This window comes from Nitrospira sp., assembly GCA_024998565.1.
Classification (GTDB): Bacteria; Nitrospirota; Nitrospiria; order Nitrospirales; family Nitrospiraceae; genus Nitrospira_A.
In genome coordinates, this window is the sequence record JACOEM010000003.1 from 170,614 (window position 1) to 194,702 (window position 24,089).

A 24,089-nucleotide genomic window follows, 5' to 3' on the forward strand; every position below is an offset into this window, starting at 1 on the left:
GTACACGGAGTTATTGGATGGCACTCGAACAACGCGCCTTCACAGATGCCCAGCGGATGGAGCTGCGGTCCCATGTGGAACTGGCAGGCGAGGCAATCGCCGCCTACTGGCCCATGCGCACGTTTATCCATCACAACCCGCTCCATGGTCTGGAGCATCTTCCCTTCGATCAAGCAGTCAAGCGGGGGGAGCAACTGCTCGGCGGAAAAGGCTATCTAGCCGGCGCTCTCTATCGCCGCTACTTTGCACAAGGTCGTATTAGTCAGGAGGATATCGCTCACGTGTTGGCTCCCCTCGCCAGCGACCGGCGAGTCATGTTTGCGGGACGGGAGTTATCACATCTGGACTTGCTCCGGTATTCCATGGTGCAAGGGCTGGACGATCCTGCGACGGCACAGTCCGGTGCTGATGCGGCGGCAGAGAAATCGCTGGAGGAGCTCACCGCCTGGCTCACCACGTCTCTCGCGCAGGCGCGTACTCGAGTGGAGGAGCCGCTCGTTCCGTGGGAGGCCGTGGATGTATTGGCTCACGAAACGCTCTCGACTTGGTGCGACCGGACACTGGGTACGTCCGCCGCGGCGGACATCGATGAGCAGATGATCAAGTGGTGCGGCGTATTCCTGGATGAAGGCGAAGCCTCCTGGGTCATGCCGGAACGGGAGCAGACGTTTTACCGCGCCTGGAAGCGGCTGGCCCGATATGATGCCGGCCTGCGGCTGCTCGGGATCCATGATGCCGCAACCAAGATCGATGCCTTGGGCGAGCGGCCGGAAGAAGCGGTCTTGCAGTGCCTGGCGGATTTGGGAATTCCTAAGTCTTCCTGGGAGTCCTATTTTGCGTTGCACCTGGCCGCGCTTCCAGGTTGGACGGGGTATATCAAGTGGCGAGCCGAAGAACAGCATCATCCCTGGCAGGCGCGGTATCCGATCGATCTGGTGAAATATCTCGCGGTGCGATTGTTCTACGAACGTGAATTGGTCGCGTTACGATGCCGCGGCTTGTTAGATCTTCCGGGGCACTACGATGCGATTCGCAGCTACATCGACCAGGCTCCCCATGCGCACTGGCTGAGGCGTCAACTGGTGGCAGGCCGATTGCCTGCGTCTGCCGAGAGAGAGATACAAGCATGGAGTCGTCTTCATCGGACCGCTCAGCCGGCAGAGTGGAACGAGATCGGCCGGCAGGTGTACGAACAAACCGCCGAATGGCGTGCCGCAGAAATCATGCAACGCGATGCGAGGCGGTTGCTTGCACTGGCGACTGCCATGGGCGTCGACCCCGAACTTATCAGTCAGACGGCGCCATCAGACGTGCTCACGGTGTTGACCTGGCTGGACGGGTTTCCGCCCGCGCAACACAACCATCGCTGGTTGGAAGCACTGGAAGCCCGCCATCGCCGCGATGTGGTCGCACAATTGACCGGCGTCGCGAACCAGTTGCGGGTTACGGATGGTCAGGCCCCTCCTGCGGGAGGCTCGCGACCGCTGGCCCAGATGGTCTTTTGCATCGATGTGCGATCAGAGATTTTTCGACGTCATCTCGAGCAACTCGGAGGGTACGAAACTCTGGGCGTGGCAGGGTTTTTCGGTATTCCGGTGAAGTATCAGGCGTTTGGTGAAGAGCATCCGGTCACCCATGCTCCGGTGTTGCTAAAACCCAAGAATCATATCCGTGAAATCCCGCGCAGCTACCATGGGGCGGCGGCAAGTCGGCATCGACTATTTGCGCGTCTCAGTCATGCCGGCCACACGCTCCTGCACGACCTGAAAGAAAACGTCATCACGCCGTACGTCATGGTCGAAGCCCTGGGCTGGTTCTTCAGCGTCCCGTTTTTCGGTAAGACGCTGTTTCCCCTGTGGTACCAACGCATGAGTTCCTGGTTCAAAGGGCTCTGGCTGCCGCCTTTGGCGACGACCCTCACCATCGACAAGCTGACCAGAGACGAGGCGGAAGAGATGGTCGCTGTGGAGCAGCGCGCGGCCATCCGTGCTGCGCTGCGGCGGGAATTTCCCGCGCTGGGCTCCGACATCACGCCGACTTTGATTGAGGCCATCCGCCTTGGGGCGATGGAAACCCAGGACGAACAGAAGACTCGCGAAGTGGCAAAAAGTCTCGGCCTGACTCCTTCCGAAGCGGATGCCCTGTATGAACGATTTCGGCGCGATTTGAACCTCACGCCGCGCGGCATGTCGTCCCGCCTCCAGCGCATCACCCTGCATGGTTTTTCGGTATCCGAGCAGGCCTATGCCGTGGAGGCGGCGCTCCGTCTCATGGGGTTCACCTCCGGGTTTGCAAGGTTGGTTGTGATGTGTTCACACGGGAGCACGTCCGACAACAATCCCTATGAGTCCGCACTCGATTGCGGCGCCTGCGGAGGCAACAGCGGCCTGCCGAATGCGCGGGCCTTTGCTGCCATGGCAAATAATCAGGCGGTGCGCAAGGTGTTGGAAGGGCGCGGCATCAAGATTCCGGTCGATTCGCATTTCGTGGCCGCGGCACATGACACGACAAGGAACGATGTCAGGATCGTCGACTTGGAAGATGTTCCGGCGACACACCGTAAAGACCTTCTCCGGTTGTTGGATGATCTCCAGGAAGCGGGGGCGCAATCGGCGCAGGAGCGAGGTCTGGCGTTAGAGGGGCCGGCGAGCACATCGAAACGCAAAGATCCGCTCACCAGGGCCAGTCGCAGAAGTGTGGATTGGGCGCAAGTGCGTCCGGAGTGGGGCCTGTCCAAAAATAATCTTCTCATCATCGGCCGGCGAGAGCTGACGCGACCGTTAAATCTGGAAGGCCGGTCCTTTCTCCATTCCTACGATTACCGGCAGGACGAGTCCGGGAAATTGCTGGAAGCGATCATGACGGCGCCGCTCATCGTGGCGCAGTGGATCAACATGGAGCACTACTTTTCTACCGTGGACAATGAGGTCTACGGAAGCGGAAGCAAGGTGTACCACAATATCGTCGGGCGTGTCGGGGTCATGAGCGGCGCCACCGGCGACCTTCGATTGGGGCTTCCGGCACAGACTGTTCTGGACGGCCCGGCGCCCTACCACGAGCCCATGCGATTGTTGGCCGTGATTGAGGCGCCGAGAACGCGTGTCGAGGCGGTGATCGCGAGACATCCGGGTCTTGAGCGGTTATTCCACAACGAATGGGTTTCGCTGGTTGTCTGTGAACCGGGCGAAGCGAAGTTTTATCACTATGACATCATGCAGGGCTGGCAGCCGGTGTTGAAGGAGTCCGAAAGGCGTCCGGTGTTCTCGGCAGATGGCATTGGCCAACCGGATCCGTCCGTTTTTCGGAAGGACTGTGAAGTTGCAGCGAGGCTGGGAGAAAGACAGAACCCGGCGACATCGCATCCATAGCGGTGTCGCTCGGGTAGGAACGACATGTGATCGTGAGAGGCGGAACTGTAGGAGGGAGGGATCGGGGTATGCTGACGCTGCATCCGATGAAAGAGATTCGCATTGTGATCGAAGGGGAGCATTTGAAGATCGTCACCAGTCTATTGGACCGGGTAGGGGCGACCGGGTACACGATCATCAACAATGTTTCTGGGAAAGGTCATCATGGATTCCATGAAGGCCACCTGTTGTTTGACGACACGAGCAGTCAGGTGATTGTGTTTACCGTCGTTCCGGAGGAGCGGATCGAGCCGATTCTCGCGGGCCTCGGGCCGGTGTTCCACAAACATTCGGGAGCCATGTTCGTAAGTGATGTGGCCGTGACTCGCCGTGACCATTTCGTGGCCCCATAGGGAAGAGGAAGCCTTTTTCCTCCTCTCGACGGGGTCGCGCCTGCTCGGTATACTGACTCGCGCGTAGCAGCGTGCGAGTCAATCACGTGATCTCCCGGACGAGCAGGGCTGAGATGACTTCTTCTCATCGTAGTCGTTCCAAGGTCCCCCGGCCGGTCCGGTCCGAGATCGCCGCCGCGGAGGTGCTGGCCTGGCTCAGCGATTGCATTCACGGGGGGCTCTGCTTCGTCTGCAAGGGCCTGCTGATCTTCGAAAATTCTCAATTCGCGGAATTGGTGGAAAGTGTCTCGCTATCCCCGGAAGGGCAGGAGCATGCGCTACGAAAACGCCTGCTCGATGATGCCATTGCGTGGAACCAACGCGATCTCGGGGCACGGAAGAGCGTGGACTACCGACTGGCGGCCCATGACGGGCGGCCTCTCCACTATGCGTGCCGGTTCAACGTGGTCCCGTATCGAGGTGAGCGCGGCGTGTTGATGGTGCTGGAGGATGTGACTGAACGAGTGCTCCTCTCGCAGGATGCGTCGCAAGTGGCGCGGTTCCAATCGGTGCTCGCTCGGATCGGCACGCTGGGCGTCAGTGGGGTCTCGGCTCAGGAACTGATGAATGAGGCCGTGAAGGAAACGGCGGCCGCGTTGGAGGTGGAGCTGTGCAAGATCCTGGTGCCGCGCCAGACGGATGGTCAGCTCTACATCATGGCGGGGAGCGGGTTGCGCGATGACCTCATCGGCAAGTTGACGATCGAGGGCGGCACCCATTCTCAAGCCGGCTACGCCATTCGCGAGCGAATCCCGGTCATGGTTGATGACCTTCGGCGGGAAACCAGGTTCTCCGCGTCCAAGTTGCTCACGGAACATGGCGCGGTGGCGGGGATGTGCGTGCCGATGCTGGTCGAGGACCGCGTTTACGGGGTGATGACCGCCCATTCGAAACGGGTTCGCAAATTCAGCCAGAAGGAACAGGAGTTTCTCTGCACGATGGCGAACACCATCGGTGCGGTGTTGGAGCGTCGGCGCCACGAAGAGACGCAGATAGATTTCTATCATCGGCTCTTTCTCTCCGCACAGGACGGTGTGATGATGACCGACACGGCCGGCAGGATTCTGGAATGGAATCCGGCTCTGGAGCGGATGACCGGGTGGACGCGCGAGGAGGCGCTGGGCCAGCGTCCTGTCATTCTCAAATCCGGTAAACATCCGCCTGATTTTTATGAACGGCTGTGGCAATCGATTCGTGCCGGGCAGCCGTTTGTCGAACGATTCGTCAATCGTCGCAAGGATGGATCGGAGTTCCTGGTCTGGGAAAGCGTCAGCCCGGTGAAGGCCTCGGACGGTACGACGCAGTACTTCATGGCCATCCTGACGGATCTCAGCGAGCGCGAACAGATGTTGGAAGCTCTTCGCCATACCGAACAGGTGAAGCTGGTCGGGCAACTGGCCGGAGGAATTTTGCATGAGGTCCGGAATCCGCTCATCGGCCTCGGCAGCCTGGCCACGCACATGGCCGAGCAGAGCTCCCTTCCGCAGGAAGCCCGCGACCGTTGCCGGCTGATCGCCCGAGAGGCAGCGCGTATCGATGCACTTCTGGAGTCTCACCTGGGCCAATTGCGGCCTCGGCCCTTCGATATTGCTGCCTGCGATCTGGGCTCGGTGCTGGACGACACCTTCACGCTGCTCCGGCCGAACTTGACGAAGAATCGCATTGTGGTCCGAACCTCATTCGCATCCGATCTGCCGGCTGTGGACGTGTCGAGAGCCCATATTCTGCAGGTCTGCCTCAATATCGTGATGAATGCCATCGACGCCATGCCGGACGGCGGCAATTTGCACGTCGCTCTCGCTCCGGAGACCCGTCGCATGCCCGGTCTCTTGATTCGATTTTCCGATTCGGGCAAAGGGATTCCTGCCGAGGATCTACAGCGCATCTATGAGCCGTTCTTTACAAACGGCAAAGCCAAGGGTGTGGGACTTGGATTGACCATTACCCGGGACATTGTCGAACGACATCATGGGCAGCTCGTCATTCAGAGTCCGCCGGGACAGGGAGCGGTCGTCGAGGTGTGGATTCCCCTGAAACATGAGGCGTAGCCAGTGGTAAAAAGTGCCTTCTTCTTTCAGATGTTCTGTGTGATGCGCCTGTATCGCCATCAACCGGGGGTTGCCTGACGATGGCCTGGCATCTCTTGCTCTTGGAAGACGAGGCCTCCGTCCGCGAGGCGTTTGCGCTGCGCCTGCGTGACCAGGGCTATATGGTCCAGACGGCCGGTTCAGGCGAGGAGGCGTTAGGTCTGCTGCGGTCGTTCGAGCCGGATCTCCTCGTTGTCGATCTCGTGATGCCGAATTTGTCCGGCCTGGACGTGCTCGCCCGCGTCAAACAGCAGTTGCCTGCCCTCCCGGTCATTGTGTTGACGGCGCGAGGGACGGTGAAAGATGCGGTGGAAGCCATGCGGCTTGGCGCGTTTGATTTTGTCGCCAAGAGCATCGATATGGACGACCTCCTCCATACGCTGCGCCGGGCGACGGAGCTCCTCACACTGCAGCGTCAGGTGCAGTTGCATAGCGGACAGGATGTCGCCCGGTACGCGCTCGATCGCGTAGTCGCCAAAAGCCCGGTCACCAGAAATTTTCTTGCCCAAGTGCATGAGCTGGTGAAGAACGACCGCGTCACCGTGCTGTTGCAAGGCGAAACGGGCACCGGCAAGCAGTACATGGGGCGCGTGATCCATTACAACAGCGCGCGCGCCGGCAAACCCTGCGTCGAAGTCGACTGCCCGTCGATTCCACGCGAGCTGTTCGAAAGCGAGTTGTTCGGGCACGAGAAGGGGTCTTTCACGGGTGCCACCGGCAGAAAGTGCGGCCTGTTGGAGATGGCCGAAGGGGGCACCATTTTTTTCGACGAGATCGGCGACCTGCCCCTCGCCCTTCAGGCCAAATTGCTTCGTGTTCTGGAAGAACGCACCATCCGGCGAGTCGGCGGCGCCATGAATATTCCTATCGATGTGCGGGTGATGGCCGCGACCAATCGCAATCTGAAAGAGGCCGTGGCCAAAGGGGACTTCAGGGAAGATCTGTACTTCCGCCTGAATGTGGTGACTCTGACGGTGCCCCCGCTCCGCGAGCGGCGGGAGGATATCATTCCTTTGGCGGAGCAATTCCTGCATCGCTCCGCGCTGGCGCTCAAGAAGCCTGTGCGGAGCCTTGGTGAAAGCACGCACGTTCTGCTCCGGGGTTATCACCTTCCCGGCAATGTCCGGGAACTCAGCAACCTCATCGAACGGGCCGTCCTGTTTTGTTCCGGAACGACGCTGGAGGCGTCGAATTTTCCCATCGATGTTCAGGCGGCTCGACCGATGCCGGCCGCGGCGCCTCTGGACGCCTCCTCCGCTGAGGCGGACGGATCCGATTCCGGGGACGTCCACATCAGTTTTCGGGTCGGAACTCAATCGTTGGCCGATCTGGAGGATCGGATCATCGAAGCGGTCCTGGCGCGATCCGGCGGCAACAAGACCCTGGCCGCGAAGCAATTGGGGGTGACGCGGTGGATGTTGGATCGTCGCCGCAAACCCCGGGTCTGACGTTCCACCCCCCATTCCCGCACGATTCCTCCGCCTGACCGATTCAGACCCGACTGCTCCCGACTTCGGTCCGGTTCAGCCGCTCTCACAGGCCGCCATGCACATGGTTACGGTCGAAGTTGGCCCGCCGCACCTGTGTTCCCCGGCACCAGTCGACGGGTACCCGTGCACGCTTGTTCGTGCATCCGTGCGCGCGCACACACCATGGGGCAGGCAATCAAGCCGGTGCGGTCGGTGATTCCCGTCATAACCGGTCGAGGCCTGGCTAGAATCGCTCATTTTCACGAGAAATACCGGCACAGGGAGCGCAGTCCTGTCGCCATACCTGCGTGGACTGAGGTTTGCACGGTGATCGAGGAGACATTACGGCTGTGCCTGACAGCACCAGCAGATACACCATGGAGACGGTTATGAATTGCTTGCGATGCAACAGCCCGATGTATGCCGAGATCTACGATCATATAGCCGAAACGCAGGGGCAGGGATTTCCTGCCATGCACTGCCTCATGTGCGGTGATATTGTCGATCCAGTCATTCTGAAACATCGGCAGGCCCGTGTGGAGCCTCGCGGAGAACGGGCCAGGCTTGCAGTCGTGACGGCGACGTCGTAAGGAGCCGCTGGACAGGCTGTGAAGTTGAGAGACGGTGCCGGAATTGCTGCAATCACCACAGGTGAGAGGTCAATATGGCGCAGGCTCGGAGTAAGGCGGACATCGAATATGCCGTGATGTTGGCGATCTTGAACTTTCACACCGAGTTCATGAAGTCAAACTATGCGCATGTCCGGGTTCAGATGTCCCCGGATGAAATTGACGTGACCCTTACGAGACAGGGATCCGTTCCTGCTGAAATGAGATTGGCCCGATCCGAGGAGGGGTGCGCCTTGCTTCGCCAAGTGCATGAAGCCATGTTTGTATCCTGTGAGGACATTCTCAGGGAACGTATCGAACCGGTAGTGGAGCGGAAAGTACGAGAAATGGTCACCACCCTCGACCCCCTCTCGGGGCAAAGCCGCATCGCGATCAGATTCTGAATGTGTCCGGGAACTCTTCCGGCGGTTCCCTCCTTCCACTCCTTAGCGCTCATCCCGTTTCAGGTTTTTGTCGACGAACCCATGCGGCCGGGGATCATCCTGGGGGCTTCGATTGCACGTCCGTGCCGGCCTCTGCGGAAGTCAGCAAATTCTGAATCTTCCGGGGCTCCCCGTCGGTTATGACGGTGATGAGTACATCGCCCCTGTGTACCGCCTGCTTGTAATGGATGGCCGCGGTTTCAGGAATATTGATACTGATCAGCGCTCCGACGAGCCCACCGGTGACAGCACCGGGCTCGTTGTACTCCAATCGCCACATGTGGTCTCGGTAGAAGATCCGGGCGTGGTGAACATCCTGACCGGTTCGGGAGAGTCGCTCTGCGGTACACTCCAGCGCCTCGCAGGGGAGTGAGATTCCTGCCGTGACCACTCCCATCAGCCCACACAAGCTCAGGTGTTTCATCCCTCTGCCTCATTTGTGGAGGGCGAGAGCAACCTGTCCGTGAGACGACTCTCAACCGGAGCGTGGCACTCAAGGCCTGTGAGTGATTCGGCCGTGCCTCAACCGGACGATGGAGCAAACCGTATGCCGGAGAGCGCAGGCCTTTGATATTCGCGCGCTGGAGCGCGGGGGAGGTCAACGGCGCAGTCGCGAGGCGGGCAAAGTATCCCGCGCGGGACAACCTGTCCTCCGCAGGAGACCACCATTTTCGTCACAACCCAACATCGGGAGCAACTGAGGTTATTGAGGAGGCGCAGGTGGAATGGGCTCTGGTTTTTGAAAAATCTGAGCGCTGGCATTGGAAGAGATGACGGCGCTCCAGAGCGCGAGGAAGCAGAGCATCCTGCGGGGATGCCGGAGCATACGTGATGGTGGCGGCGCAATTGCTTCATGTCCTGTTTGCCTGCTTTGTCACTCGGTTTGTCGATCTTATGCTGACCTGCATCGGGGGCCAGGGTTTCTTCCAGGTTACGATGCTGCTCTCGGGGGGTAGCTACAATTTCTATACCGGGCTTCTTTGTTGCCTTCAGGAACGTTGACTGATGACCATCTCACTGGCCCGAATTCTACTCGTCGACAGCAACGCCGACGCCGCGCAGGAATTGCGCGACATTTTGTCCCATGAGGGTTACAACGTGTCATCCGCGCGTGACCCGCAAAGCGCACGGCGATATTTCGAGCAGGGTTCAGCGGATCTGACTCTGACGGATCTGCACCTTCCTCAAGCCGACGGCCTGACGTTTCTCACGGAAATGCGTACACGCTTCCCGAATATGCCCGTGGTGTTGATGACGGCCAACGGTTCTCTCAGGACTGCAGTAGAAGGGCTCAAGGCCGGGGCCTTCGATTATTTGACGAAACCATTTATTGTCGATGAAGTGCGATGCGTCGCCAGACGGGCACTGGAACATTCCGCTCCGTGTTCGAAAAGTCCTGCTGTCTCGGACCGACAGCCGGATGACGCTTCTCCGTTCGGCAGCCTCATCGGCAGTAGTCCCGGCATGGTGCATGTGTATAAGGCGATCGCCCGGGTGGCACAAACCGACTGCACCGTGTTGCTGCAAGGCGAGAGCGGCACCGGAAAGGAACTCATCGCTCGTGCCATCCACGCCAGTGGTCCTCGTAGCGGAGGCCCTTTCGTGACCGTCGATGGGGGCGCCCTGGCAGACACCCTGCTCGAATCCGAATTATTCGGACATGAACGTGGATCTTTTACCGGAGCGGTGACGTCGCGCAAAGGTCTTCTTGAAAAGGCACATTCCGGGACCTGTTTTCTGGACGAGGTGGCTGATTTGTCGCCCGCTCTTCAGGGCAAGCTTTTACGAGTGATCCAGGAAAAGGAGATTCGGCGCGTCGGCAGCAGCGCCTCGACATCGTTGGACGTGCGGATGATTGCCGCTTCCAAGCTGCCGCTCGAACCTCTCGTCCGCGCAGGGACATTCCGCGAAGATCTCTATTATCGAATGAATGTCGTCACGATCGACATACCGCCCTTGAGAGAGCGCCCAGAGGACATTCCTGCCCTGGCCCAACGGTTCCTCAACCTGTACGGGGCGATAAAAACGCCACCGGTGAAGGATATCTCCCCGGAGGCCATGGAATTGTTGAGCCGACACTGGTGGCCGGGCAACGTTCGGGAACTCGAACATGCGATTGAGAGAGCCGTTGCCCTGAGTCCGCATGCCGTGATCTGTCCGGAAGATCTTCCTCCGGCCGTCAAGAACCCTGCGCCGGAATCTCTCGCGCGCGATCAGGGATGGGTGACGCTGGAGCATCTGGAGCGGGACCACATCCTGCGGGTGTTGGATTCGCATCAGCATGATGTAGGCCGATCGGCCGTCATTCTCGGCATCCATCGAAAGACGTTGTTGCGGAAACTCCGCCAATACGGCATGGCGACTGCCGCTACCACGCATGGCGGCGGCTAGGCAGCCCACGCATTCTGACTCACCGTCCTGGCGGAGGCACCGCAACATCGATCACTTTATTCTCCGTGTCCAGCAGCAGAATGACGGCATCCCCTTTACGAAGAGCGGCGAGTTTTGAGTGAATGAGCTCCCGCACTTCAAAGGGTTTCTCCGACCCATTTGCCGTTCGCACGGTAATGCGATCGGCCCGGAGCGGGCTGGTCACGGTTCCGTCTATCTGCTTGTGTGCCCCCTTGATGGGAGGCATGGAGTCTGTGAGTCGTTCGGCCTGTTTGCCGGTCTGTCGACCTGACAGTCCTACATCCGCAATCTGATTCGTCTCATCGATCAGGAACACAGCGGCCACGCCGACGGGTATCGCGGCAACTTTGCTGCGCACCTGTGAACGGATGGTGAAGGACAGTTCTTTCCCGGCGGACTTAATCACAACCTGCTCCTGACCCACTAGGAGGTTCTGCGCAATCTCTCCTCGAATAATCGTATGGGCGCTGGCTTGCCCGTCCAGCGGGTGATAGTCCACCAACAGATTTTGCGCATTCAGTACGACGATCAAATCATCTCCTTCCGTGATACCAGGAAACCCTTTTTGCTGGGCCTGTTTGAGGGGAAGGAAGCGGGGCTGCACTTCCCCGATGTCGACTTTGATCTGATCCGACGTGATCGCCAGCACCTTGCCTAACACAGAGCGATTCCCTTTCAGGAGTTTCTCCGCATCGTCTCGCAATTGAGCTCCTTCGCCCGGATTTATACGTTGTCCGGATTCCGCTGAGTTCGCCATCGGCAGCAAGGAACCCCACAGTCCAATGAGACCGAAACAGAGCATCACGCGAATGCCGGTGTTTGGATATGCGCTGCGAGCAATATATTTCATGATGACTCCCTCATGGTGAATGTGGTCACGCCTACTCTCCTAGCAAGAGCTGCGCCTTTTCAGGCCCAACCATCGTGAAGTGTTCCGTTCGACCAGAGGGCCAGAGGCAGAGGGCGTCACCCACGAATACGGCCGGTTGTCATGAAGCGCCAGATCGCCTGATCTCGGGGACAAAATGTCTCGCACGGGACAATTCATCCGAACTGAAAGCCGTCGCTGAACACGAGTCAGATCTCAGTCCTCGTGAGGAGAAGCATTCTCCGGCCTGAACGGGGCCTCTGTAGGCGGGGATTCGTCTGTTCACGCCAATGAAAAGGCCGTCATGCCTGATGGCGTTCTCTGAAGCGGCTTCGGCATCGCTCTTGCTGAGTACAGGTGTTATGCAAACTACGCCAATGAGGGAATTCGTGTTGGTGACGGGAAGCAGCGGGCTCATCGGCGCTCGAACCGCGGACCGGCTGTCTGCTGAATTTCGAGTGGCAGGACTGGACCGGCCCGGCGAACCGCATCCGCCCTCCTCTGTGGAGAATATCCCCTGTGATCTCACCTCGGACGACAGCGTCGTCCAGGCCCTCACCATGGTTAAAGGGCGCTTTGGCTCGGATATCGCCGCGGTTGTTCATCTGGCCGCGTATTTCGATTTCTCGGGTGAGCCCAGTTCCAAGTACAGTGAAGTCACGGTCGAGGGGACCCGACGCCTGCTTCGCGCCCTGCATGCCCTCGGGTTCCGGGTGGCGCGATTCATCTTCTCCAGCACGATGCTCGTGCATAAACCCTGCGAACCAGGAGAGGCGATCACCGAGGACTGGCCGCTCGATCCTCGTTGGCCCTATCCGCAATCGAAAGTAGAGACGGAGCGGGTGCTTGAGAAGGAACGGGGAGACTATCCGACGGCCGTCTTGCGAATCGCCGGGGTGTATGACGATGACTGTCACTCGATTCCACTGGCACATCAAATCGAGCGCATCAATGAACGTCACATTACGAGCAAGATGTTTCCCGGTCATATCTCCCACGGCCAATCCTTTCTGCATCTCGAAGACCTGGTAGACGCCATCGTGCGCGTGGTCGAACGTCGCCGGAGTCTGCCTGACCAGGCCGTGATGCTGCTGGGTGAGCCGGAGCCGCTGACATACGACGAATTACAGCACCGATTCGGCCGGCTACTGCATGGCGAGGAATGGGACACCGTACGAATTCCAAAGATGGTGGCCAAGACGGGCGCCTGGCTTCAGGGGGTGACGCCGCTGTTGGAGGATCCGTTCATTAAACCCTGGATGATTGATTTTGCCGACGATCATTACGCCTTGGACGTGAGTCGCGCCAAGGCGTGGCTCGATTGGGAGCCCCGGCATTCACTCCGGGACACGCTGCCGAAGATGATCGATGCGCTTAAGCGGGACCCGGTGGCCTGGTATCGAGCTCATCAGTTGAGCCTCCCCGCTGAGCTGGAGGAGACACAGTGACGGGAACCGACTCTCTTCGACCCCCCGGATGGACCTATAACCCGTCGAGCTGGTCCGAACGTCTGTGGCTGATCGGCGTGGCGATTCTCGGCTTTCTCATTTCAGGGTATCTCGGGCTCTATCAATGGGGAATCCTCGACTCTGTCTGGGAACCGTGGTTCGGGCGGGGCAGCGAGACCGTGTTGCATTCGCCGCTCTCACGAGTGCTTCCGGTACCGGATGCGATTCTCGGCGCGATGGCGTATGGGATCGATGCCGTGGCCGGTGCTGTCGGTGGGACCACACGGTGGAAAACCATGCCCTGGATGGTGGTCCTGTTCGGGTTGGCGGTAGGGCCGTTGGGGTTGGTCAGTGTCCTGCTGGTAACAGCCCAACCGCTTCTTTTGCACGCGTGGTGCACATTGTGTCTCTTGTCGGCCGTGATTTCCGTTGTGATGATCGGACCGGCGATGGACGAAGTGTTGGCCAGTTTGCAGGTCCTGAAACGGGCTAAAGAGCAGAGGAAAGCGGTGTGGACGACCTTTTGGAAAGGCGAGGGCAAGGCGGTATGGAGCGGATAACCATCCAAAGAAAGGCGGCCCGATCGTGTGGCCCCCGGCAGTGACCGGCATGCTCGGAGTCTGGTTGGCGGCGGCCCCGGATGTGATGGGGTATGGCGGCCATGCCCGCCTCAGCAACCAGTTCGTCGGGGTGTGGATGGCCGCCTTCGGGGCGATCGCGAAATCGGAGTGCCTGCGGGCGGTGCAATGGGCCAATCTTGTGCTGGGTGTCTGGCTCGTCGCCGCACCGTTTCTTCTGGAGTATCCCGACGAACGGGCTTGCGGCAGCCTCGCCGTCGGGATTGCGGCAATATCACTGGCGCTGGTTCGAACGCCTCTGAGAGATCGCTTCGGCGGAGGCTGGACGTCATTGTGGAGACAGGCTGAGCGGTGAACGTGAACAGGTCAAGGAGATCTACCCATGGACGCTGCAACACCAGTCAGAGAGCCGGGTCGTAAAAAGTCGCCAAGGCAGGAACCTCCGGATGATCCTCCTCCGCGGCAAGACCCACCCTCCGATGAGCCTCCACAAAGGGACCCGCGTGATGAAAACCCACCGATGAAAGTGAGGTGACGTCATGGTCACGTTGCTCGTCGCCACGGTGCTGATAGGAATGATCCTCACGGCATTGTATGCGTTTGGGGTGTTCAACACACCGTACACTGACGCCTTCAGGGTGGGATTCTATCTGATTCTACTGTTAGGGCTGGTGGCGGTCGTGCTGACGATCGGGCGGCATCCATTTGAGGGCTACGACCCTACGCCGGCTACGCCATAACCGAGGAAATTTACCTACCGAAAAAAGGCGCTCGTAGAATCGCGCGAAAGGAAGCGGCAGGGAAAGGCTGCGGCGACGCGAGCGGTCCTTTCGTGAAAGACGAGAAGAGCACATGAAAGCAGGTAACCGGGCGGTGAAATCTCGTAAGCAGGCAGTGGCTATCGGCCTGTCGAAGGCGCGGAAGTCCGATAGACCAGGCTCTCAACGCGCGAAGTCGAGGTCCACAGGGTCTCACCGGAAGTCGAGGCGCCCAGCAAAGGCCTGAAGCACGACATGTTGGCCGGAATGCGAGAGAAGGCGGTGTTTATCTTCACGAGAGAGATGCTCGGGAGAGACGGAATGTACTCTCGGGCGGCTTCAGCTACGGCCGGCGAGGCGGAGCGGAGAGCCTATCGTCTCTTGACCCTGGCAGGGTTCACGATTGTCTTATTCACCTCGGACCCCCTTGCCGTCTACGCCGAACGCCATAAGGGAAACGGAACATGTGAAGCTGTCGTCCGTCGGTCCAGGCAGGCGCCGTTCAGTAGACGGATTGGACCGCTCCTTGATGCGGCGGCGGCGTTGCGCATTGATCTGGGCCGCTCGTGGCTTGTCGGAGACCGGCTGGACAACATAGAAGTGGGTCGCTTGCTGGGATGCAACACCATCCTCTGGTTGACCGGGAGTGAGACTGTTTGGGATATGAGCGCCATGCGTTGGCCCGATCTCATTGCCGGTGACATCTGGGAAACGGCATGTCTGATCGTGCACGCGGGCCGGGCATCCGTAGCCTCGGTATCCGATGAGGAATCCGACCAGGACGACTGAAACACCATTCCTGGTCGGTCCGGTCTATCGCTGCAAGGCGACGGCGTTGATACGATGGCGTGCTCCTCTGTTGTGCCGCGCCTCCTCGCTGCCATGGTCCCTGTTCCGGTTGTCCCGGATCTGCTGATCCATGATCTCTCCGCAGGCGAAGCAACGCCATGCGGGCGAATCCTTCCTCATCAATCCGCCGCCCCAGTCCTGTAAAGCAATCGGAAACATCAGATTGTTGCAACGATGACAATGCATGGTGTGTCCTCCGGTTCGGTGCCCCTGAATCACACCTGCGATCGTACGGTAATACCTCTCAGCGACATCACTAGGGGCAACCCTGGTTATTGACGGTACCGGTCTTCGTCGCCAGGGAACTACCTAGTAGTTCGATAGGCTGTGCGCCGGTAGATTGAGACTCACTGACGCCGACCGCGAATGCTTCTGACACCCACATGAGGTCTCACATGCGCACGTTCCGAAGAAGACGAATGGCCACAGCGGGGGTTATGGGAGCGACTGTTTTCGGCGTCGCCATTGCGTCCGGGGTGGTGTTTTTGGCGGCTCAAGGACATGGCGAGGAGAAGCGGAATCATTCACAGTCTGCGATCGAGAAAACCAAGGAGAAGGGATTCGACGGGGTAGACTTTTCTTACGATCTGTTCGGCGCGCCATCCGGTCAATCGACGGCTCACATAGCGGATGAAGTGATGAAGAAAGACAGGGCGGACAAGCCACAGGTCATGGCGGATCACGCTGCGTTGTTGCAGACACGTTATACGCTCGAATGTAAGACCCAGACCGGGATCATGATGACCAAGGGGAAACCTCAGCCGATCGGACCCACGGTACAGCTGAAGGACGGTATGACCTGGGAGAAACTTTCGCACATGAGCGCCGAGGACATCCGGCGGCAGAAAGTGTTCCCGGCTGGATTCATGCGGTTACCGCACGTCAAACACGAAGTCGGCGGCCAGGTGTTTCCTCAAAAACAGGTGGAACAATTTCCCCGGCTCGAACGTTTCGATGTGGACTTCGACCTGCCGGACTGCTTTCTTCCCGAATTTCCCCCGCCGATTTTCCTGACCACCCATCCCGAATTGGGCGATGTCTCGCAGGGAGAAGTGCTGAGCGCGGACAATTTCGATCGCTTGTTTCGCGGACTGATTACACCGGTTCAGTTGGATGGATTGAGGATGTTAGTGACCCAGTTCCCGCAGGAAGAATTCAACCTGACACCGGATCGGAAATCTCCCAAGCCGAGTCTGGGCGTGGCCTGCCTGGATTGCCATGTCAATTTTCACACCACCGGTCAATTTCATCTCAATCCGGACACCCGCCCTCAACGCGACCGGTTACGGCTGGATACGGTCAGTCTCAGGGGGATGTTCAATCAACAGGTTCACGGTTCAAAGCGAAGTTTGAGATCCATCGAGGACTTCACCGAATTCGAACAACGGACAGCCTATTTTAACGGCGATCCGATCCGCGCGATGAAGAAAGGGATGAACGTCATTGACCGTCTGCAGGTGGCACATATGGCGCAAATCCAAAACATGATCGATTTTCCACCGGCGCCGAAGCTGGATCCCATGACCGGGCGGTTGGATCGTGCACGGGCGAGTCAGCGGGAGATCGCAGGCGAGGACCTGTTCTTCGGGAAGGCGCGCTGTGTCACCTGCCATCAGCCGCCGGCCTATACCGATCACATGCTCCACGATCTGTTTCTGGAACGATTCGGTGCCGAGGCCGACGGTCCGATCAAATCGTTCGCGTTACGGGGAATCAAGGATTCGCCGCCCTATCTCCACGATGGGCGATTGTTGACGTTGGAGGATACGGTTGAATTTTTTAACCTCGTGGCAGGCCTCCAACTCAATCGCGACGAAAAGTCTGCGCTGGTGGCGTTTATGCGCGCGCTGTAGTCCACGTCCGTCCGCAGCATGTTGATAGTAGCCGAGGAGTCATATGGGAACTCATGCGCGTCTCAACCAACCTCGTGTCCTGGCCTTGATTCTTGCCGGCGGCAAGGGTGAACGATTGATGCCCTTGACGCAGGTACGCAGTAAACCCGCCGTGCCCTTCGGAGGTACGTACCGTCTCATCGATTTTGTCCTGAGCAATTTCTACAACTCCGGGATCATCGCCATGCATGTGATGGTCCAATACCGCTCGCAATCGTTGATCGAGCATCTCCGACGAGCCTGGCGTATCGGCGATGGTGACCGGCAGTTCGTCACGGTGGTTCCTCCGCAGATGAATCTGCATCGCGGTTGGTATGAAGGCACTGCGGATGCCGTGTACCAAAACCTCAATCTGATCCATGAGTTTACTCCCGACATTGTGGCGGTGTTCGGAGCCGACCACATTTACCGTATGGACATCCGCCAGATGGTCCGTGCTCATCAGGAGCGGGAGGCCGAGGTGTCGGTCGCGACCCTGCCGGTTCCCCTGGCGTCGGCGCAGGGTTTCGGCATCGTCGAGATCGATCGGAACAGCCGGATCGTCGGATTTGAGGAGAAACCCTCGGATCTCAAAGGACTCCCCGGACAACCGGATCGCGCCCTCTCGTCCATGGGCAACTATCTGTTCAATACGGACGTGTTGATCAGAGCCTTGGAGGAGAACGCGGAGAGCGAAGGGTCGCATGATTTCGGAAAAGATATTCTTCCACGCCTCATCCGTCAGGAACGAGTGATGGCGTACAACTTTCAGGAGAACGAAATCCCCGGACTGGCGTACTACGAGGAGCCGGGGTATTGGCGGGATGTCGGGACCATTCCCGCCTATTGGCAAGCCAACATGGACCTGCTCGGGGACGCGCCGCTCAACGATTTGCGCAATCCGGAGTGGCCCATCCGGAGTGAGCCGTCATTCGGCCCTCCCGCCAGTGTAGTGAACTGCTATCTGGATCATGCGGTGGTCGGAGAGGGGAGCCGTTTGATCGAAGCGGACATTCGCCGCTGTATCATTGGTCGCCATGTGCGGATCGAAGCCGGTGCCCACATAGAAGATTCGGTCATTCTCGATCATGCCAGGATCGGCGCGAAGGCGCATCTGCGTCGAGTTGTGATCGACCGGAACAATGCAATTCCGGCCGGGGTCGAATTGGGGCATGGGGATCGTGAGGCCGAACCGAACGCTCCCTGGATGGCCTCCGATGTCATGGTGTTTCCCAAGCCGGACGTTCGGACTGAGCTGTTCAAGCGCCGATTGTCGTCCCACTGAGAGCCGGCTGAGGTTCAACAGGTCATGCCGAGGATTCCTGTTTCGACCTATCGTCTCCAGTTCAACCACACCTTCACGTTCAAGGACGCCGCCGCCCTGGTGCCCTATCTGCACGCCTTGGGTATTACCGATTGTTATGCCTCTTCATTGCTCAAGGCGGCACCGGAAAGTATGCACGGATACGATCTGGTGGACCCCGGTACCTTGAATCCTGAGTTGGGAAGCGACGAGGATTTTGCCCTCTTCGCTGACGCGCTGAAACAACACGACATGGGGTTATTGGTCGATGTCGTCCCCAATCACATGGGCATCGGGACCCCGGACAACCGTTGGTGGTGGGATGTGCTCGAAAACGGTCCTGGTGCTCGCTACGCCGCGACCTTCGACATCGATTGGACTCCGCTGAAACGGGAACTCGAAGATAAGGTGCTGCTCCCCATTCTCGGCGAGCAGTATGGAACGGTGCTCGAGAACCAGGAGATCCGCTTGCAGTATGAGGAGGGCGGGTTCCTGGTGTCCTATTACCGGCAGCGGCTTCCTCTTGCTCCCAAGTCCTGGGCGTCGATCCTGTCCTTCCGGCTCACCGAGTTAATCGAACTCCTGGGATCAGGGCATGCAGCCGTCCTCGAACTGCAAAGCATTCTGACCGCGCTGTCTCATTTGCCGCCGGGCCGGGAACGTGTTCCGGAAAAAGTCGCCGAGCGCTATCGGGAAACAGAAATTGTCAGGAGACGGTTGGCTGCGGTGATCACGGACTGCCGGGAAGTGCATGCGCATGTCCTGGCCAACGTGGCGGCCTATAACGGCACGAAAGGTCTGTCGGCAAGCTTCGACAAACTCGACGCGCTGCTGAACGAACAAAATTACAGGCTCGCGTCCTGGCGTGTGGCGTCGGAGGAGATCAATTATCGGCGTTTTTTCGACGTCAATGAATTGGCCGCCATCCGGACGGAAGAGGAATGTGTCTTTACGGAGTCTCACCGGCTCATTTTCCGTCTACTCAAGCAAGGAATTGCGACCGGTCTGCGGATCGACCATGTCGATGGGTTGTACGATCCGGAGCATTATCTCCAGCAGCTGCAGGTGTGGGCGGCTGCGGAATTGCCACCGGAGCGTGAGGGGGACGTGCCGTCGCTGTTCCTCCTGGTCGAGAAGATCCTGGGTGAAGGAGAACAGCTTCCCCGCAGCTGGCCCGTCGCCGGCACCACCGGCTATGACTTTCTGAACCTACTGAACGGATTGTTTGTCCGGGCGGATCAAGAACAGGCGATGGAGGCACTGTATACGCGCTTTATCGGAGAACGGCGACCGTATCGTGAATTGGTGTACCAGTCCAAGAAACTGATCATGCGGGCCTCCATGTCCAGCGAACTCAATGTGCTCGGCCACCAATTGAATCGACTGTCCGAGCGGGACCGACACTACCGGGACTTTACCCTCAACAGCCTTACCCATGCCGTCCGGGAAATCATCGCCTGTTTTCCCGTCTATCGCTCGTATCTGACGACCGACCGCGAGGCTCCGCTTGACCGTGATCAGGCCTATATCGTGCTGGCTGTCGCCCGGGCCAAACGGCGCAATCCAACACTGAACGGTCAGATATTCGATTTCGCCCGCGACCTGCTCTTGGGAAAGCTGGACCCGTCCACAGGATTGACGAAGGAGGATCAGATCCGGTTCGTCACGAAGTTTCAGCAGACGACAGGTCCGGTGATGGCCAAGGGCGTCGAGGACACCGCCTTCTATGTCTACAACCGACTGATCTCGCTCAATGAGGTGGGGGGAGATCCGGCTCATTTCGGCTCCTCCGTGGAGGCGTTTCACCAGGCCATTCGCCAACGTCGAGCCGGCTGGCCCTATTCGATGTCGGCAACCTCAACCCATGACACGAAACGTGGCGAGGACGTGCGTGCTCGAATCAATGTGCTCCCGGAACTTCGAGAGCGTTGGAGCAAGGCCATCGCCCGCTGGGCCAGGCTCAATAAGCGGTACCGGACCGAAGTCGAGGAGTTGCCTGCTCCCGATCGCAATGACGAGTATCTTTTCTATCAGACCCTGGTAGGCGCCTGGCCGCTCATGACGATGGACGAGGTCAAGTACGAAGAGTTCGTGGCGCGCATCGAGCGATATATGATCAAGGCAGTGCGAGAAGCGAAGACGCACAGCAGTTGGATCAACCCCCACCCGGACTATGAAGCCGCGCTCTGCCGGTTCGTTCGCGCCGTCTTGTCAGGGCGAGTGGCCAATCCTTTTCTGAACGACTTTCTGCCGTTTCAGGCAATGGTCGCTCGATACGGCATGTACAACGGCTTGTCGCAGTTGTTGGTGAAGGTAGCCGTGCCCGGCGTTCCGGACTGTTACCAGGGCGCAGAATTATGGGAATTGAATCTTGTCGATCCGGACAATCGCCGCCCGGTGGAGTACACGGTTCGCGCCGGGATGCTGAATGAGTTCGATCGAGCCGCAACAAACGATGTCGGCCATCGAATCGAGTTTCTCCGAGGCCTCGCGGAATCTTGGCAGGACGGGCGACTGAAACTATTTATCTTGCAGGCGGCACTGCGTCATAGACGAGCCTCTCCCGATCTGTATCTGGACGGTGACTATGTGCCACTGGAGTGCGAGGGCCCTCACCAGTTCCACCTCTGCGCATTCGCGCGATTGCACCAGGATCAGGCGGTGGTGGCCCTCGCTCCTCGCTTCATGGCCGGATTACCCGCGACGAGAGGCGAGGGTGGGTCCGATGACACCTGGCGGGACACGTGGTTGACGGTTCCATCCTGGAAAGCCGGATCAGCCTATGAACACCTGTTCACCGGAGAACGATTCGAGACGCTCAACCGGGGCGAGCGCCAAGTGCTGCCTGTCGGGCAAGTGTTGAACCATTGTCCTGTGGCCCTGCTGATGCGTTGCGCGTGACTCTTGTCCCACACTGAGAATTTCTAGGGGCCTTCCTAGCTGTTCATCTCGACCTCCGGCGTTATGACTAACATACGAGGTCCATGTGACTGCCTCACAGCATCGCATACCAACACAAGGAGGGTTTCTCATGGCGTTACATACAGGGCGACGACTGCTGGCGGCTTCTACGATCGAGGGCACGCCGGTGCAGAATCAGGCGGGGGAAGATCTTGGAGAGATCAATGAGCTGATGATCGATCTCGAAAAGGGACGCATTGCCTATGCGGTCCTGTCGTTCGGCGGCTTTCTTGGCTTGGGCGACAAACTATTCGCGCTCCCCTGGGAGGCACTGACGATGTCCGCAGGGGGAGATTTCTTCATTCTTAACGTGGCCAGGGAACGGCTGGAGCAGGCCGAAGGGTTTGATAAGGATCGTTGGCCGGATATGGCGGATACCGCCTGGGGTGAGCGCCTCCACACCTATTATGGCTACAAGCCGTACTGGTGAGACGTTTATCCGAATTACTTGGCCAACGGTAGCACACCTGCAAGAAGGAGAACGTGATGATGCGACAAATAGCCATCTACGCCGGAACGATTGCTCTCTTACTCGCCACGAGTTCGCCGGGGTTCACGCAAGGATCCAGGGAAGGCGGGGCGTCCGATTCCACCATGGGGAAAGGAGCGGGAACATCCACTCCGACTGAGACGCTCCAGCCTGATAAGAAAACCGACTTGACCGGCGGAAAACAGGGCATCCCTGAAGAATATGCGGATACACCGGTTCGACAGGGAAAACTCGAAGAGGAGAAAGGGAGCAAATACGCCAATGCTTCTGTGTACAATACACAGGGCGCCGAGATCGGCAAGATTCATCAAGTCTTGAAAGATACGAAGACGGGTGACATCGAATACGTCGTGTTTGTGCCCAACGAATCGAAGCGGCCGATTCCCATTCGCTGGAGTCAGTTTGTGACGAAGGGTGACAAGCTTCAGTTGAATCTCAAAAAAGAAGACATTCAAAACCCGGTGTCGATGAACAGCAGCAAGGATCAGTCACCGGATATCAAGCACTATATGGATAAGATGGAACAGGTTCGCGAAGCGCCCTCCGCTCCCGGTAATCCCGGCATTCCAGGGCAGAAGGGGCCGGGCGCAACCGGGCCGATGGGTGAAGAAAGCGTGGGTGGCGGTGGTCCGAGCGGAACCAGCGGCTTGCCTCCCGGACAGGCCCCTGGATTCGAAGGCGGCCATCCGAGCAGCAAACGCTAGTTCGACACCTTGTGTGAAGTGAGAAAGGGCAGGCTCTCTCATAAGAGCCTGCCCTTTCATTTTGGAGTAAAGTGGCAGAGTACCCTTGGTTCCACAGCCAGTTCATATGCGGATATGGCAGACGGTAGGTAGGGAGAACGATGCAGCCGGTGGTGATCGTCGGGGGGGATTCGGGGGCTTGGCTGCTGCCGGAGCGCCCGAAGAGGCGTCGATCCAGGTTGTGCTCGTGGATCGCGTCCATCATCAACTATATCGGCCGCCGTCCCACCGGATCCCGACTGCTGCATTGTCACCGGCTGATTATCGCCCGGCTGATGCGTTGGAGCTTCATGAACGGATGGTGATGGCCTTTGTTGAGCCGAACGGACTGCGAGAAGAGTACGTTATGGAAACGGAAGAGCTGGTCTGATCCAGGGGGGCCTAGCGCTTTACTGCACGCAGGCCGATCACCAATTCATAATCCCGGTCCCAATGGTCCAATTCATCCCGACGCAATTCTGAGGAGATCAATCCCTGCAAGCTTGCTGTCGCGGCGAGGACATTGCCATAGGTGGTGACCGTCACATCGTCGGGTCCAAACACTTCTTCGAAGAGCTTTCGCGCCGATAAAGAGGTGAAGCGCCAGAACTCCCCCCAATTGTCCATGTCATAGCGGGAGATCTGAGTGATACCGGGAAACACCAGCAGGGCGACGCCCCCGGGTTTGAGAATGCGTGCCACAGTCCTGATCGCCGCCCGTACATCGAAGATAAATTGCAGGGTGAAAGTGAGAATGACGCAATCGAAACTGTCGGAAGGTATGTGATCCGCCTTGGTCAAATCCGCGCAAATCGTGGCGCCGGGAGTATCGGGATGAAGATGGAGAACTTCCGAAACCGTGACTTTTTCCGCACCGAATTGCCTGGTATATCGATCGTCTCCGACCTCCAACACTCTGCCGTGAATATCCGCGCGACAGGCCGGTAGAAAGTGCTGTTCGGTATAGTACCGATCGATCGGTTGCCCCGCCTGCCAACCGAAGTCCCGGCGGATAGGATGCGGGCGGCGCAGAGAATTCGCCCACCGCCAGTCGAGTCCCAGCCCCGATTGTTCACCGAGAAATGTGACCCGCACTTGCTGATACAGGGAAGGGCTCAGGATCGTCCTGACGAGTCCCTTCAGCGGCCATGCGAGGATCGATACGAGGGTTCCACGCGCACTCATGGACGTACCTCCGTGACGGGGCGATTGAGTGAGAGACGTCGATTCCCGGAGTGAAGGATTCAACATAGCATGCTCTCTTTCGTCATGGAAGATAGGCCTATCTAGTCCTACTTGGAGGATTTCCAGATGATGGCGGAGGCGGCGAACTCGGACGTGGACTCTTCTCGGGGTCGATCGCCATCTTGGGGTCGACGACCGGTGGAGGCACGACGGCTTCGGGCGCCGGCGGAGGTAAATG

General features: G+C 58.7%; 21 protein-coding genes. 18 read left to right on the plus strand and 3 right to left on the minus strand.

What is annotated here, in order from left to right:
- Positions 1-17: 17 nt before the first annotated feature.
- The 6 genes from H8K11_07255 to H8K11_07280 all read left to right on the plus strand — a co-directional run bounded on the left by H8K11_07255 (position 18) and on the right by H8K11_07280 (position 8,367).
- Positions 18-3,368 (plus strand): DUF2309 domain-containing protein, encoded by a 3,351-nt coding sequence (locus tag H8K11_07255; protein ID MCS6263542.1) that lies wholly within the window; start codon positions 18-20, stop codon positions 3,366-3,368.
- A gap of 68 nt (positions 3,369-3,436) precedes the next feature.
- Positions 3,437-3,760, plus strand: coding sequence for a P-II family nitrogen regulator (locus tag H8K11_07260; protein MCS6263543.1), 324 nt, complete (start codon positions 3,437-3,439; stop codon positions 3,758-3,760).
- Between the two features lie 113 nt (positions 3,761-3,873).
- Positions 3,874-5,847 carry a PAS domain S-box protein gene (locus H8K11_07265; GenBank protein ID MCS6263544.1) on the plus strand — a complete coding sequence of 658 codons (1,974 nt, stop codon included), beginning with the start codon at positions 3,874-3,876 and terminating at the stop codon, positions 5,845-5,847.
- Between the two features lie 80 nt (positions 5,848-5,927).
- Positions 5,928-7,334 carry a sigma-54-dependent Fis family transcriptional regulator gene (locus H8K11_07270; protein MCS6263545.1) on the plus strand — a complete coding sequence of 469 codons (1,407 nt, stop codon included), beginning with the start codon at positions 5,928-5,930 and terminating at the stop codon, positions 7,332-7,334.
- Positions 7,335-7,744: 410 nt separating this feature from the next.
- Complete coding sequence (locus tag H8K11_07275; GenBank protein MCS6263546.1) at positions 7,745-7,945, plus strand: hypothetical protein; 201 nt, start codon at positions 7,745-7,747, stop codon at positions 7,943-7,945.
- A 74-nt stretch (positions 7,946-8,019) separates the two neighbouring features.
- Positions 8,020-8,367, plus strand: a complete 348-nt coding sequence (locus tag H8K11_07280; protein MCS6263547.1) for a DUF2294 family protein — start codon at positions 8,020-8,022, stop codon at positions 8,365-8,367.
- Between the two features lie 94 nt (positions 8,368-8,461).
- On the opposite strand, the gene H8K11_07285 is transcribed toward H8K11_07280, so the two are convergent.
- Positions 8,462-8,830: a hypothetical protein gene (locus tag H8K11_07285; GenBank protein MCS6263548.1), complete on the minus strand. Its 369-nt coding sequence runs from the start codon at positions 8,828-8,830 to the stop codon at positions 8,462-8,464.
- Positions 8,831-9,411: 581 nt separating this feature from the next.
- Here H8K11_07285 and H8K11_07290 point away from each other — a divergent pair.
- Entirely contained in the window at positions 9,412-10,797 is a 1,386-nt protein-coding gene (locus H8K11_07290; protein MCS6263549.1) for a sigma-54-dependent Fis family transcriptional regulator, read from the plus strand.
- Positions 10,798-10,816: 19 nt separating this feature from the next.
- On the opposite strand, the gene H8K11_07295 is transcribed toward H8K11_07290, so the two are convergent.
- Positions 10,817-11,668: a hypothetical protein gene (locus H8K11_07295; GenBank protein MCS6263550.1), complete on the minus strand. Its 852-nt coding sequence runs from the start codon at positions 11,666-11,668 to the stop codon at positions 10,817-10,819.
- 407 nt (positions 11,669-12,075) lie between these two features.
- Here H8K11_07295 and H8K11_07300 point away from each other — a divergent pair, with 407 nt between their 5' ends.
- From H8K11_07300 to H8K11_07350, 11 genes are all read left to right on the plus strand, one after another.
- Positions 12,076-13,134, plus strand: a complete 1,059-nt coding sequence (locus tag H8K11_07300) for an NAD(P)-dependent oxidoreductase (protein MCS6263551.1) — start codon at positions 12,076-12,078, stop codon at positions 13,132-13,134.
- Complete coding sequence (locus H8K11_07305) at positions 13,131-13,694, plus strand: vitamin K epoxide reductase family protein (GenBank protein MCS6263552.1); 564 nt, start codon at positions 13,131-13,133, stop codon at positions 13,692-13,694. Before H8K11_07300 ends, H8K11_07305 begins: the two co-directional genes overlap by 4 nt.
- Positions 13,695-13,719: 25 nt before the next feature.
- The gene (locus tag H8K11_07310) at positions 13,720-14,067 is read left to right on the plus strand and encodes a hypothetical protein (GenBank protein MCS6263553.1); all 348 of its coding nucleotides are present in this window, start codon (positions 13,720-13,722) and stop codon (positions 14,065-14,067) included.
- 184 nt (positions 14,068-14,251) lie between these two features.
- Complete coding sequence (locus H8K11_07315; GenBank protein MCS6263554.1) at positions 14,252-14,452, plus strand: hypothetical protein; 201 nt, start codon at positions 14,252-14,254, stop codon at positions 14,450-14,452.
- Positions 14,453-14,725: 273 nt separating this feature from the next.
- On the plus strand, positions 14,726-15,259 hold the full coding sequence (locus H8K11_07320) for an HAD hydrolase-like protein (protein ID MCS6263555.1): 534 nt from the start codon (positions 14,726-14,728) through the stop codon (positions 15,257-15,259).
- A 479-nt stretch (positions 15,260-15,738) separates the two neighbouring features.
- Positions 15,739-17,172, plus strand: coding sequence for a cytochrome B6 (locus tag H8K11_07325; protein MCS6263556.1), 1,434 nt, complete (start codon positions 15,739-15,741; stop codon positions 17,170-17,172).
- A gap of 43 nt (positions 17,173-17,215) precedes the next feature.
- The gene (gene glgC, locus H8K11_07330; GenBank protein MCS6263557.1) at positions 17,216-18,475 is read left to right on the plus strand and encodes a glucose-1-phosphate adenylyltransferase; all 1,260 of its coding nucleotides are present in this window, start codon (positions 17,216-17,218) and stop codon (positions 18,473-18,475) included.
- 24 nt (positions 18,476-18,499) lie between these two features.
- A complete protein-coding gene (treY, locus tag H8K11_07335; protein MCS6263558.1) occupies positions 18,500-21,394 on the plus strand; it encodes a malto-oligosyltrehalose synthase in 2,895 nt (964 codons plus the stop codon).
- A gap of 130 nt (positions 21,395-21,524) precedes the next feature.
- Entirely contained in the window at positions 21,525-21,884 is a 360-nt protein-coding gene (locus H8K11_07340; GenBank protein MCS6263559.1) for a PRC-barrel domain-containing protein, read from the plus strand.
- Positions 21,885-21,940: 56 nt separating this feature from the next.
- Entirely contained in the window at positions 21,941-22,648 is a 708-nt protein-coding gene (locus H8K11_07345) for a PRC-barrel domain-containing protein (GenBank protein MCS6263560.1), read from the plus strand.
- Positions 22,649-22,826: 178 nt separating this feature from the next.
- Positions 22,827-23,057, plus strand: a complete 231-nt coding sequence (locus H8K11_07350) for a hypothetical protein (protein ID MCS6263561.1) — start codon at positions 22,827-22,829, stop codon at positions 23,055-23,057.
- 11 nt (positions 23,058-23,068) lie between these two features.
- Here H8K11_07350 and H8K11_07355 read toward each other — a convergent pair whose 3' ends face one another.
- Positions 23,069-23,851: a methyltransferase domain-containing protein gene (locus H8K11_07355; protein ID MCS6263562.1), complete on the minus strand. Its 783-nt coding sequence runs from the start codon at positions 23,849-23,851 to the stop codon at positions 23,069-23,071.
- Between the last annotated feature and the right edge of the window lie 238 nt (positions 23,852-24,089).